This window comes from Janthinobacterium psychrotolerans (assembly GCF_001677885.1).
Lineage (GTDB): Bacteria > Pseudomonadota > Gammaproteobacteria > Burkholderiales > Burkholderiaceae_D > Janthinobacterium > Janthinobacterium psychrotolerans.
Genome location: NZ_LOCQ01000022.1, coordinates 1 through 13,045, shown reverse-complemented (window position 1 = coordinate 13,045; position 13,045 = coordinate 1). Strand labels below are relative to the sequence as shown.

Below are 13,045 nucleotides of genomic sequence, written 5' to 3'. Positions count from 1 at the left end.
TTTTCCTCCCCGCTTGATGTCGGTCGTGACATTCCCGGTGTCAGCGAAACTTGCGCCGCCATGTGTCGTTTATACTATATGACTACTTCGTGCGGCGATGCGGGCGACCGAGCTCTTCGTCCACGGTATCGCCCGGCAAGACGGCATTGCGCAAGGCATGGTACTGGCCTGGCATAAACAAAAAGGAAACAACATGATTTTAGTGACTGGCGGCGCCGGTTTCATCGGCTCCAACTTTGTCCGCGACTGGCTGGCAACTAACGATGAACCCGTCATCAACCTGGACAAGCTGACCTACGCTGGCAATCTCAGCAACCTGGCCAGCCTCGAGCACGATGGAAGGCACATTTTCGTGCGTGGCGATATCGGCGACACCGCCCTGGTCGCGCGCCTGCTGGCCGTGCACCAGCCGCGCGCCATCGTGCACTTTGCCGCCGAAAGCCATGTCGACCGCTCGATCCACAGCCCCGGCGCATTCATTACCACCAACGTCAACGGCACTTTCAGCCTGCTCGAAGCGGCGCGCGCCTACTGGTCCGGCCTGGAAGGCGATGCCAGGGAGGCGTTTCGCTTCCTGCATGTGTCGACCGATGAGGTGTATGGTACCCTGGGACCGAACGATCCGCCGTTTACCGAAACCACGCCGTATGCGCCGAACAGCCCGTATTCGGCATCGAAGGCCGCCTCGGACCATCTGGTGCGCGCCTACTTCCATACCTACGGCATGCCGGTGCTCACCACCAACTGCTCGAACAACTATGGCTCCTTCCATTTCCCGGAAAAACTGATTCCCTTAATTATCAGCAATGCCCGCGCCGGCAAGCCGCTGCCGATCTACGGCGACGGCATGCAGGTGCGCGACTGGCTGTATGTGGGCGACCATTGCGCGGCGATACGCCGCGTGCTCGAAGCGGGCCGCCTGGGCGAGGTCTACAACGTCGGCGGCTGGAACGAGATGGCCAACCTGGAAGTGGTGCACACCTTGTGCGACATCCTCGACACGCTGGCGCCGAAAGCATCGGGCAGCTATCGCGAACAGATCACCTATGTGCAGGACCGTCCCGGCCACGACCGCCGCTACGCCATCGATGCGCGCAAGATCGAACGGGAACTGGGCTGGAAACCGGCCGAAACCTTCCAGACCGGCATCCGCAAGACCGTCCAGTGGTACCTCGACAACCAGGCCTGGGTGGACGAGGTGCAATCGGGCGATTACCTGAAATGGGTGGAAACGAACTACGCGGCACGCGATACAGAAAAGGACGCGCTCTGATGAATACTCCAGTCGAACGCAAGGGCATCATCCTGGCCGGCGGCTCCGGCACGCGCCTGTATCCGGTCACCATGGCGGTGTCGAAACAGTTGCTGCCGGTCTATGACAAGCCGATGATCTATTATCCGCTGACCACCCTGATGCTGGCCGGCATACGCGACATCCTGATTATTTCCACTCCACAAGATACGCCGCGTTTCCAGGAATTGCTCGGCGATGGCAGCCAGTGGGGCATCAGCCTGAGCTATGCCGTGCAACCGAGCCCCGATGGCCTGGCACAAGCATTTATTATCGGCAAGGAGTTTGTCGGCGATGCGCCATCGGCCTTGATTTTGGGTGACAATATTTATTACGGCCATGACTTTGAAGCGCAGTTGCACAAGGCATCGGCACGTACCAGCGGCGCGACTGTGTTTGCCTACCATGTGCATGACCCGGAACGTTATGGCGTGGTCGACTTCGATGAACAGCAACTGGCCGTCAGCATCGAGGAAAAGCCGCTCCAGCCCAAGTCCAACTATGCCGTGACCGGCCTGTACTTCTATGACAGCCAGGTAGGCGATATCGCCGCCACCATCACCCCCTCGCCACGGGGCGAGCTGGAAATCACGGATGTCAATCGCACCTATCTTGAACAGGGCCAGCTGACCGTCGAACTGATGGGACGCGGCATGGCCTGGCTCGATACGGGCACGCACGAATCGCTGCTCGAAGCGGGCCAGTTCATTGCCACGATCGAAAACCGCCAGGGTCTCAAGGTGGCCTGCCCCGAAGAAATTGCTTATCGCAAAGGCTATATCGATGCTGAAAGGCTGGAACAACTGGCGCAGCCATTGAAAAAAAATGCCTACGGCCAATACCTCCTGCGCTTGCTCGCCAACAAAGTCTTTTAAACAACGACCAGCCATCCGCGCCAGACACCATGCAAATCCAGCCCACCGCAATACCCGATGTCCTGATACTTGAACCGACCGTGTTCGGCGACGACCGGGGGTTTTTCTATGAAAGCTATAACCAGCAACGGTTCACTGAAATGACCGGCGTGACCCGCCCATTCGTGCAGGACAATCACTCCAAATCCGCCAGGGGCGTACTGCGCGGCCTGCATTACCAGATCAAACAGCCGCAAGGCAAGCTGGTACGCGTGACCAGCGGCGAAGTCTTCGATGTGGCGGTCGACTTGCGCAAAAGCTCAGCCACGTTTGGCAAATGGGTCGGCGTGCTGCTGTCGGCCGCGAACAAACGCCAGTTATGGATACCCGAAGGTTACGCCCACGGCTTCGTGGTACTGAGCGAGCACGCCGAGTTCCTTTATAAAACCACGGATTACTGGGCGCCCGAATTCGAGCGCAGCCTGCTGTGGAATGACCCGGCAATCGGCATCGACTGGCCGCTTGACGGTGAGCCGCTGTTGTCGGGCAAGGATAAAGCGGGCACGCTGCTGGCCAACGCCGAGGTTTTCGACTGAGGCCAGCAATGCCTGCGGCTCAGGCAGCGTAACCTTGTGGATTCTGATGCTGCCAGCGCCAATGATCGGCGCACATGTCATCGATATTCTTCTGTGCCGTCCAGCCCAGCAGCTCACGCGCCTGCTCGGCCGAGGCGTAGCAGCTGGCGATATCGCCAGGACGGCGCGGCACGATCTGGTACGGCACCGCACGGCCGCTGGCCGCTTCGAAGGCGCGCACGATGTCGAGCACGCTGTAGCCGCGACCGGTACCGAGGTTGACGGTAAAGCCGCCCTCACAGGAAAACAGCCGGTTCAACGCCGCCACATGGCCCAGCGCCAGGTCGGCCACATGGATGTAGTCGCGTACGCCGGTGCCGTCCGGCGTCGGGTAATCATTGCCGAACACCGACAGCTTGTCGCGGCGGCCGACCGCCACCTGCGCAATGAAGGGCATCAGGTTGTTCGGAATGCCGCCCGGGTCTTCACCGATCAGGCCGCTCGCATGCGCGCCCACCGGATTGAAATAGCGCAGCACACCGACTTGCCACTGCGCATCAGCATGCACCAGGTCGGCCAGGATTTGCTCGACCATCAGCTTGGAACGTCCATACGGATTGGTCACCGACAGGCGCGACGTTTCCAGGATGGGCAAGGTTTCCGGATCACCGTACACGGTGGCAGACGAGCTGAACAAGAAACGCTTTACATGGGCCGCGGCCAGCACCTCAAGCAGCGCCACAGTGCCGCTGACATTGTTGTCGATATACATCAACGGCTGGGCCACCGATTCGCCGACGGCTTTCAGCCCCGCAAAATGGATGACCGCATCGATGGCGTGCTCGGCGAGCACGGCGGTCATGGCGGCGCGGTCGCGCACATCGATCTGGTGAAAAGAAATGCTCTTGCCGGCAATGCGCTCGACGCGCAACAGCGCTTCTGGCGCACTGTTGCACAGATTATCCACCGCAACGACCTCGAAGCCTGCCGCCAGCAATTCGACGCAGGTGTGCGAACCGATGAAACCGGAGGCGCCGGTGACGAGAATCTTTTTGGGCATAATCTCGATCCATGCAAAAAAAATCAAGTTTAATCGAATCGGGCAGGTTTGGCTAGCAAGCCCGCCCGGATGCCACATCACTTCTTGATGAAAACCAGATCCCATACGCCATGGCCCAGCTTCAGGCCACGGTTTTCAAACTTGGTCAGCGGGCGGTAGGCGGGCTGCGGCGCATACGCGTCGGCACTGTTTTGCAGTTGCGGCTCGGCACTCAGCACTTCCAGCATCTGCACCGCGTAGTCTTCCCAGTCGGTGGCGCAGTGCAGATAGCCGCCCGGCGCCAGGCGCTCGGCCAGTTGGCGCACAAACGGCGACTGAATCAGGCGGCGCTTGTTGTGGCGCGCCTTGTGCCACGGGTCGGGGAAAAACACGTGGATGCCGGCCAGCGAGTTGGCCGGTATCATGTGCGTGAGCACCTCGACGGCATCGTGCTGCAGCAGGCGCAGATTGGAGAGCGACTCTTCGCCGATCAGCTTGAGCAGGCTGCCCACGCCAGGCGTATGCACTTCGACGCCGATAAAGTCCTTGTCCGGCATGGCCTTGGCGATATGCGCGGTGGTGGCGCCCATGCCGAACCCGATTTCCAGGATCACCGGCGCCTGGCGTTGGAATACCTGTTCGAAATCGAGCGCCTCCCTGGCGAACGGCAGCAGGAACTGCGGCCCCAGGGTATCGAGCGCGCGCGCCTGCGCCACAGACAGGCGGCCTGCGCGTGTAACGAAACTGCGGATGCGGTGTTCGGTCGGATCGTACATCATCGGCCGTGCAGGGCCGCTTGCTGGGGTATCAGAAGACATGGGAATGAGAAAAAATGCCGCGCCGCGCGAGGGCCGGCGTTGACGAAAAGTGGAGCGGGTGAAGGGAATCGAACCCTCGTCGTAAGCTTGGGAAGCTTCTGCTCTGCCATTGAGCTACACCCGCGAAGCCTGCATTTTACGCGGGTTTCACCGCTGTTGGCAACGTTGCAGCATGGTTGCTGTGATCGAAAATGCGATGGCCGATTTCTCCGAGGTGTGATGGCCTACACAGCAATCAGTCATATGCATTCAACCGAACTGCATCAGCCATCTTCTTCTACTTAAACATCAAATCCGTCGTTGCAAAATCAGGAAACGTTAGCTTGTTGAAAGCATCACGTACCTCATGAATCGTCCGCATATCAGGATCGTAACCGAATGAAGCGGCAGCGCGCTGGACAGATGGTGTGTCATTGACGATCTGCCTGAGAGAAGTTCGGAAGGTTCGAGTGTTATCCGGGCCTTTGATCCAGTGCACTGCGTTCAATATCAGCTCCGGCATCTCGCTAGCAAGCTGCTTCTTCATCGCGGCAATCACTCGGCCACGCATAGTATTCGGGCGCACTAGAGACTGCGTTCGGTGATTCGCCATCTGTAGATCGTGGCAAACCATCAAGCCCGCAGTTCCAACAGAGGTTGCAACGTACCGTTGAATTTGAGGCACTATTTTATCGTCAAATGTTGCAATATAGTTTGCCTCTATCCCGACAGGCAGAGTCTTCCAAACGTTGGTAGAACCACTTGCCCCAGCAAAGACTATACCCTGCACCACGGGTGACCCTTGTTCATTGAGTAAATCCAATCCAATGCACACATCGAGGTGTGCGCGTGCCTGATTGAGAGCAGGAATATGTCTATCGACAATTTCGCTGAGAAGTGACAGATCCACGATTCTGTTCGGTGGCAAATAGGTGGTGATAAAGCCGCCGCCCGTCAGAAGTAAGCGCTCTGGCCCACCTTTCAGCAGCCCCGCAATTTCCGCGATCCTAGCTATTGCCAGGCCCCAACTCAGCCTCCACTCAGAGGGATGAGCCACCCGTGCAAGCTCGCCACGGATCTGCGGACGAAGCAATATCAGGTTGGCAGGCTTTGCCACACGCTTTTCCGTTACTCTTGCTCCCATTACCAATCCTTGCAGGAAGATTAAATCAATATTCAACTTTTCAGTTATGCCACTGCCGTGACTATACCAATCTCGGCAGGTGCATCTGATGTTCTACTATTTGAAACAATGTCATCGGCAGAGTCAAACTGACCATCACTTAGGCGATGAAGTTCGAGTTTGAGATTTTTATTAAGGAAGTCATGCTTAAGTTCAAACTCCGTAAATATTTCACTCCATTTGAACACATAAATCTTGTACTCTCCAGAAAATGCGAGGCCAGGCTCCCCGTGACTTTTATGACTTACAATTTGGCTATTCACATATCCTGTTGAATCAAAATCATTTCCAATAAGATAAAATTTCCACTCCATGTTTGAACCGTTAAACATAGGTTCTGATCGGATGACTTGATAGTAATCATATAATTGATCAAACTCTTTTTTGCCCAGCCTAATGTTGACTGGATGCTTTAATTCCAAAACTATGTTTTCAATCTTATTTTGCTTTTTACCTTGCCGAATCAGAAATAGATCCATTTCCTTATTTTTACTTTCATGCTCAATAGTTTTATCTACTACTACGCCGCTAAGAATATAAGTATAACGCCTCAATGCTTCTTCAAATTTTGGTTCCGCTGCTGTTAACAACTGATATTCCTCACCTATGAGCCAATAGTTCTTCTCCATCATCTTCTGAAGGTGTGGAACCTCGCCTGCATACATACCGGGTTCAAAAACAAGCCGCCTGAACTCGTCGACAGACTTGTATCTATCGCTAATAATTTCAATAGTATTAACTATAGAGGACATTTTTGTAGTCTTCAATTGACGAGCAAAGCGTTCTCTCTCGTCACTAGTGAGATCAACCACGCCTTCCAAAATCTTAAATAAATCATCAATATCGCCACTATCAATAATCAATGCGATAAAGCTTACAAATGTTTTCTTCTGCGTCATATTTAAATTAGAAAATATGCGCGGGTCAATTTGACAAAGCTGAATTATTGACTCACGCAGATCTTCATGACGTAGTTTTTCCCAGGATTTTTTTTCATTATAAGCCGGAAAAATTCCGTCGGCCTCAAATGAATTGACTAGATCCTTTGCAAAATCAATAATAAATGGCTTTCTCCTCTCGCGTAAGAAATTGTTCAAATAAAGAGTAAGTGATCTAAAAGTATCTGATTGATCATTATTTGGAGAAATCAAATCAGCTTGACCAGCTTTTGCATCAGTTACAAATGAAGTAAAATATTCACTTTGAACAAATATACTATGATAAAATTCATCGCCTTTATTATTCAAAGTAGTAGGGCTAGAATATTTAAATACATCTAACGGAGTAATACAATAGTATCGAGAAAAATGCCTATTTAATTTACGCGACCATCTTATGTATTCTATTTCAAAAATATTTCCATCTATTACCGTTGAAAAATTATCCTCATCGCGTATTAATGACTTATAGGAAAGAGAATTTCCATTTATATTAATTACAAAACCACTATCTTTCTTCAATTCCAAAAACCATGCGAATTCTTGCCGGAGGTAATCGCAAACATCTTTGGATAGATAAATTTCTGGTATATCTACAATATTATCAAAAATTACCGTTGTTCCGGCAATTTTACTATTAGATTCCTTTTTCTCAATGGCAGTATAGTTATCAATACTATCGGCTTGTACGACGATCTCGTATTCATAAAATTTCCCCTCCTCAAAATATACAGTCTTCCACGTCGCCCTCTGTGCAAAATGGAAAAAAGTAAGTCTACCCAGGCCATTCTTTCCATGTATCAAAGTGTGCTTAACTTCAGAATCACGCTTTTCCGAAGATAGAACCGGCTCAAACTTCTTATCAACAAGATGAAATGGAATTCCTCGACCATTATCAGATATCGAGATCGAATTGACATTTCCAAGAGCATTAGTTGTATAAACAAAATCTATGGTATTTGCCTCAGCATCAAACCCATTCCAAATATATTCAGCAATAGCACGATAAGGCTTAACGCTTTTTAGTCTATTTTTTATACCTTTGGCCTGTACTGCCACCTTTGTCATAATTCCCCCATACTGAAAAATAAAAATTATAGTTAGCCAGACACACTATGCCTCGCTATTATGGCAGGTCTAAACAGAAGAAAAAATAGGTCTTAAATCTTTTTTCAGCACAGAGATCCAAGCCCAATTTATTGCGTTACATTTGGATAGTATTGCCGAAATCGCGTAAAGTATCATCTGCAACCAAACCACAAGGAAAAATACATGACCACGTATCAAGAGTACACCGCAAAGATCGCAGAACTGCAAGAACTTGCGGAAGCTGCGCGTAAGAACGAACTCGCAGGTGCAAAGGCACAAATCGCAGGCATCATGAAGGAATATGGTTTGAGCATCGAAGACCTCAAGGAGACCAAAACGAAGCCTGTTAAGGCTCCAAGTACAGTCGCGGTGAAGTATCGCGATGATGCTACAGGTGAGACCTGGACAGGTCGTGGCCGTCCGCCAAGGTGGCTGGAGGGTAAGGATAAAAATCAGTTTTTGATCAAGTAAGGTACAGGCTGCAATTCAGCATGCACACTCTTTTGAACACCTATGCGCTCCACGAATTTTCGTAGAGCGCAACATTCCGCAAGAAAAATCTCCTAATGCCACTCTACGAACTTTCTTCAGATTTGATAGCTGAAATCCCTACCGTGACCTATGCCTCCCTTGGCCTTCGTGAGCGCGAGGACGTCCAGCGGGTGTTACGGGAGCATATCGGTGTTATATCGCCGGATACGCTTATTCTCGCAGAAGAATTTGGGGAGTGGATAGACTCCCGTAGGCGAATTGACCTGCTCGGCTTGAACCGTGATGGCAGCCTTGTTGTCATTGAACTAAAACGAACCGAGGATGGTGGACACATGGAACTTCAGGCCTTGCGATACGCCGCAATGGTTTCCACTCTCACATTTGAACAAGCTGTAGATGCACATCAAGGGTTCAGAAAGTCGCGTGGACTACTTCCCGATTCTGCTGAGAGCATCATTCGCGAATTCCTTGATATTGCCGAAGGACCAGTAGCATTCAGCAACAAGGTACGCATCATCCTAGCATCTGCCAATTTTTCCAAAGAGATCACGTCAACTGTTTTGTGGTTGAATGCTCAGGGACTTGATGTAGTGTGTGTCAAGATGCGTCCACACTCGTTCCAGGGGCGCGTCTTGCTAGATATTGAGCAGGTAATTCCATTGCCTGAGGCTGCCGCTTTTCAAGTTGCAATCCGCGAAAAATCGCTTGCCCAGCAAGCTGTGGAAACCAATGGCCGCGACCTGACTCGATATCGATTACAAACGTCCCAGGGTGAAACGTTTTCTAATTTGCCAAAAAGACGGCTCATATACAAAGTTGTTGCTGAAGCAATAAAACTAGGAGTTAAGCCGAAGGAAATTCTTTGCGCCATCCCGTGGCGTCAAGCAAATATGTTTATTTCTGCGCCCGGTAAATTATCTGGTGCTGCACTTATGGCCACCGCTTCAACCAGATCAGCCATACGCTACTTCTGCGCGGATAATGAATTGTTTTATATCGACAACTGTACATACTCGATGATCAATCAGTGGGGACCAAGTACCGAAGAAGCAGTAAAGAAAATTCTAGAAATTCTCCCGGCTAATCACGGCCTGCAATATGAATCCGAGGTATAAATTATCACCTCTTGGTATATAACTGCAAACGTTTTAGAAATCGATTCTGCGATGTTTAGAATCGATTTCATTTCATCTCTGCGCATCGATGCATCTTCTTAAAGCTCCACGCCGCAGAAACGTTTCTAGTCGTTTTTACAGCGTGGTCAGCGATCATGAGGAATCGGAAGCAGTCAAGACGCGGAGTTATCCTGCTCAACAAGAACACATCGAATGATGCCTTCGACAAGCTTCAAGTTCGACGGCGACAGCGTCGTAAGCAGTTCCGCAATACGGGTCAGTACAGCCTCATCGGCACTGGCTACAACGACTACCTGCTGATGGGCCATATTGCTGAGCGTGGCCGCGTGTAATTTTGTAAGTGTCTGCGCAGGCAAGCTCTTGCTAGTGATAGGTGGCTTGTGGGTCATGCTGGGCTTTCGGTCATTGATAGTGCTGATACCGTCAATGCGAACGCCGAATACCTCAACGCAACCTGTTGCTAATCGATCTGCAGATATTAACCAATATTAAAACTTGAGACAAGTTCGGCTATTAATTGCCAGTGGTCATCAAAAAAACTCATCTACCCAGTTTCGTTGATTTATTCACGATACCTGTCAGGTTAAATTTTCTACGATTTTGGCTACATTAAGTCCCTATTCTTTTCCCTTAGCCATCGCTTTATAGTGTTCTGGAAAACCCGTTTCATCAAAAACAATTTTAAAGGCCTCTTTGAATCTAGCGTAGTCAAACTCCTTATGATCAAAAAGATTTTGTCCAACAGAGTGAGACTCCCGGTTCATGAACCTATAGAACGCCTGATGCTTAGCCTCCTTTAACTTTGGCTGCTGATAAACATTGGCTAAGGGCATTTTTCTCACAAAGCTAAAAAAGTATTCGATAACATTTCTCATGCAGTTTGCTATCAAGGCTGGATGCTGGCCTTCATCCATAATGACATTCCAATAAGCCTGATAGTCATTTTGGACTTCCTCATATTTCATGTCGACAATCTTACTACCTGAAGAATTTTTGGTAATACGCATTAATTTTTGCCGCTCATGCCGCCGATCCTCTTTAATTTCAGTAAGCTCATAAAAGAAATAAAGGCTATGAGTAAGTATAATTACATGCTCAAACTTATCAGAATTACTGAATTCCCGCTTGATTAATTCACCTATATTAAATATATAGATGTGCGACAAACTTGAGATGGGATCATCAATAACGACAATTTTCTTATCGCCTATTTGCGTTGGGGATTTTTTTCCCTTACACAATTCGACAAAATATAGGAAACTGATAACAGTCTTCTCACCTTCGCTCAATGAAAGAAAATCTTCACCGACTATACCATTCCTCGAAACTCTGTAACGGTTTTCTCCTGATTTTATAATACTGAAAGAATCAATACCTAAATCGGCCAAGCGACTATTTATCGTATCAACCGCCTCATCAATATTGACAGTTTTTCTTTGTAATTCAGCAAGACTGGTTGCTATTTCAGTTCTATCAGTTTGAATCTTTGTCTTGCTTTTTTGTTCTTCTGCACGCTCTTTATTGCGTTCTTCGGCATGGCTATTGTAAATTTCAATAGAAGAATTATATTCCCAGCGACATATTTTCCAGAATTCGTTTTTAATGTCCGTTAACGCCGTGTCCTTGCTCTCAATCTTCGTGTTGTGCGAGTCTATGGATTTATTTACTGCGTCAATCACTAGATTCAGTTCCTCAATCACATCTTTAGACAGCGTAAGCGTGACGGGTAATGATGGAGCCTTAATCTTGCGCATAATTGCTTCTATATTCGCTTTCCAGATTGCCACGAGTTGACCATGAAGTGCATCAATTTCCACCTTCCGCTCTATGTAAAATGGATTTTCTTGGTTATTATCAAAATTCGCTTGATTTTCGACGAAAATCGAATAGCTATTTAGCAGTTCTTTTAGTGAATTAATTGAAGACTCGAAGGTGGCATCAAAGTAATTTTTGATGGTTATAGCTACTGCATGTGAAAGAGTTTCAGCTTGACAGAACGGACAAGTTTCATTGCCTTCTGATTGCAATACATCAATAAAATTAATACCTTCGCTAACCCAATCGGCACTTCCAAGCTTCTTTATTAGATCGGCAACAGGACTATCTTGGTTTCCAATGATCGGTCGTTCTAGAATCACATCATTCTCTACATTAGCACCAGCCACCGCCATTTTTGATAATTTTTGATAAGACTTTGCTTGACTTCCCTGTAATGCCTCAACTTCTTTACGCAAGACTTCAATTTTTTTTGTTGGAGGCTCATTAACAACAGAAAGCGTAGAAAGGTAATCAAAAAGCCCGCCCTTGGATTTCATTAATCCCTTAAGACAATATTCAAGCACCCTGTCGCCGCCTGAATATTTGGTCTTAATTTTCCAAATTTCTTCTTCTGCTGCGGCTTTCTTCTCCAAAAGTTCCGCGTCTTTTTTTGATATGACTATATCAAGCGCCTTCTGTTCAGCCTCGAATTGATTAAACGTTTTTGTTTTTGTTTCTATTTCTTGCTCAATTTCTTTATTTACTTTAGATAAAGTAAATATTCCACTTAACTTGTCAATCTCATAAAAATTTTCTCTTACAAACCTACTGTTATACACATAAACATGTGCATCGGCGAATCCTTCATTACTGCATGTATGAAATTTATTATCGGTGAAATCGTACAGGTAATTTGATAAAGTACTTTTTCCTGTGCCGTTAAGGCCATAAATTAAAGTCACTTTCTTTTCAGATTGCAAGATTGCCGGGGTCAAATAGCTCGCAACGCCATTCATTGTTATTTTATATGACAAAATGCCTCCGCCTAAAGATGTGCATGTAGGAATAGTCCTACCCTATCGTACACTTTTTCCGCAGTAAAAATCTATCAAATAACCACACCGGTAAGAATAACATTACGAAATCGAGAACGATGGTCTTAGTGACGGTTTAAAAACTTCATAGCAACTTTTGTGTCAAAGCGTCTTTGACGTTTTGGAGTAGCTGGCATGTGGACGCAAGAGAATCGTAGCAAGCATCAACAGGTAAGGACATCGCTCAAACGTGGTTATCTGTCAAGACCCGCCTGGTTATAAACACGTTTAACGAATAATTCTGGCTTTTTTGCCTGCCATTTCTTCATTGCCTGAATCGGCGTTTCGTTGTTGAGAGCGCGCTGCGGGATGTTATGGTTATAGATTTTCAGGTAATTGCGCAATGTTGATTCGAGCTCGGCCCTGGACGCGAAACGGGTCTGATTGACGACCTCGCTGATGCGGCCGTTGAAGCGTTCCACCATGCCGTTTGTCTGCGGATGACGTGGCGGGATCAGGCGATGTTCGATCGCCAGCTGTTTGCATAGCACGTCAAACGCGTGCTTGCCGCTGGGAATCCGGTCGCCCGTTTCCGGGTCTTTTTTCTTGCTGCTAAAGCGGTCAGTGAACTGGCTGCCATTGTCGGTGAGCAGCTTGACGATGGCGATCGGACAGGCTTTGTTGAGCTTGATCAGGAAGTCGGTGCTGCTGCTGTCGGACTGGTCGGCATAGATCTCCATGAAGACCCAGCGCGTGGCGCGGTCGATGGCGACGAACAGGTAACGGCGTTCTGTTTCGTCAGGCATCTGCGGCAAGTACTTGATATCCATATGTAAAAAGCCGGGCTCGTAGTCCTTGA

At 48.8% G+C, this 13,045-nt stretch carries 12 protein-coding genes and 1 tRNA gene; 5 read left to right on the top strand and 8 right to left on the bottom strand.

The features are described 5' to 3' along the window. Positions 1-193 precede the first annotated feature (193 nt). The 3 genes from rfbB to rfbC are packed head-to-tail and all read left to right on the top strand — an operon-like array spanning position 194 to position 2,741. Entirely contained in the window at positions 194-1,273 is a 1,080-nt protein-coding gene (gene rfbB / locus ASR47_RS00360) for a dTDP-glucose 4,6-dehydratase (protein WP_065305797.1), read from the top strand. After that, positions 1,273-2,166: a glucose-1-phosphate thymidylyltransferase RfbA gene (gene rfbA / locus ASR47_RS00355; RefSeq protein ID WP_065305795.1), complete on the top strand. Its 894-nt coding sequence runs from the start codon at positions 1,273-1,275 to the stop codon at positions 2,164-2,166. The genes rfbB and rfbA overlap by 1 nt, the downstream gene beginning before the upstream one ends. Positions 2,167-2,195: 29 nt before the next feature. Next, positions 2,196-2,741, top strand: a complete 546-nt coding sequence (gene rfbC / locus ASR47_RS00350) for a dTDP-4-dehydrorhamnose 3,5-epimerase (RefSeq protein ID WP_065305794.1) — start codon at positions 2,196-2,198, stop codon at positions 2,739-2,741. A 19-nt stretch (positions 2,742-2,760) separates the two neighbouring features. Here rfbC and galE read toward each other — a convergent pair whose 3' ends face one another. The 5 genes from galE to ASR47_RS26235 form a co-directional block, all read right to left on the bottom strand. Further along, positions 2,761-3,780, bottom strand: coding sequence for a UDP-glucose 4-epimerase GalE (gene galE / locus ASR47_RS00345; RefSeq protein ID WP_065305796.1), 1,020 nt, complete (start codon positions 3,778-3,780; stop codon positions 2,761-2,763). A gap of 77 nt (positions 3,781-3,857) precedes the next feature. Next, entirely contained in the window at positions 3,858-4,538 is a 681-nt protein-coding gene (gene trmB, locus ASR47_RS00340; RefSeq protein WP_065305793.1) for a tRNA (guanosine(46)-N7)-methyltransferase TrmB, read from the bottom strand. A gap of 89 nt (positions 4,539-4,627) precedes the next feature. Further along, positions 4,628-4,701: transfer RNA gene (locus ASR47_RS00335), tRNA-Gly, on the bottom strand. 153 nt (positions 4,702-4,854) lie between these two features. Continuing rightward, a complete protein-coding gene (locus tag ASR47_RS00330) occupies positions 4,855-5,736 on the bottom strand; it encodes a hypothetical protein (protein ID WP_150127602.1) in 882 nt (293 codons plus the stop codon). Between the two features lie 8 nt (positions 5,737-5,744). After that, positions 5,745-7,745, bottom strand: a complete 2,001-nt coding sequence (locus ASR47_RS26235; RefSeq protein WP_082988620.1) for an ATP-binding protein — start codon at positions 7,743-7,745, stop codon at positions 5,745-5,747. Positions 7,746-7,949: 204 nt separating this feature from the next. On the opposite strand from ASR47_RS26235, the gene ASR47_RS00320 reads away from it, so the two are divergent. Both ASR47_RS00320 and ASR47_RS26230 read left to right on the top strand, forming a co-directional pair. Further along, the gene (locus ASR47_RS00320; RefSeq protein ID WP_065305790.1) at positions 7,950-8,237 is read left to right on the top strand and encodes an H-NS histone family protein; all 288 of its coding nucleotides are present in this window, start codon (positions 7,950-7,952) and stop codon (positions 8,235-8,237) included. 95 nt (positions 8,238-8,332) lie between these two features. Continuing rightward, entirely contained in the window at positions 8,333-9,373 is a 1,041-nt protein-coding gene (locus ASR47_RS26230; protein ID WP_082988619.1) for a PDDEXK family nuclease, read from the top strand. A 173-nt stretch (positions 9,374-9,546) separates the two neighbouring features. Here the strand turns inward: ASR47_RS26230 and ASR47_RS00315 are convergent, their stop codons facing one another. The 3 genes from ASR47_RS00315 to ASR47_RS00305 all read right to left on the bottom strand — a co-directional run. Continuing rightward, positions 9,547-9,783 (bottom strand): hypothetical protein, encoded by a 237-nt coding sequence (locus ASR47_RS00315; RefSeq protein ID WP_065305789.1) that lies wholly within the window; start codon positions 9,781-9,783, stop codon positions 9,547-9,549. 228 nt (positions 9,784-10,011) lie between these two features. Next, entirely contained in the window at positions 10,012-12,168 is a 2,157-nt protein-coding gene (locus ASR47_RS00310) for an AAA family ATPase (protein ID WP_065305788.1), read from the bottom strand. A 272-nt stretch (positions 12,169-12,440) separates the two neighbouring features. Beyond that, positions 12,441-13,045 (bottom strand): integrase core domain-containing protein (locus ASR47_RS00305; protein WP_150127601.1); only part of this gene is annotated, 605 nt, incomplete at its 5' end.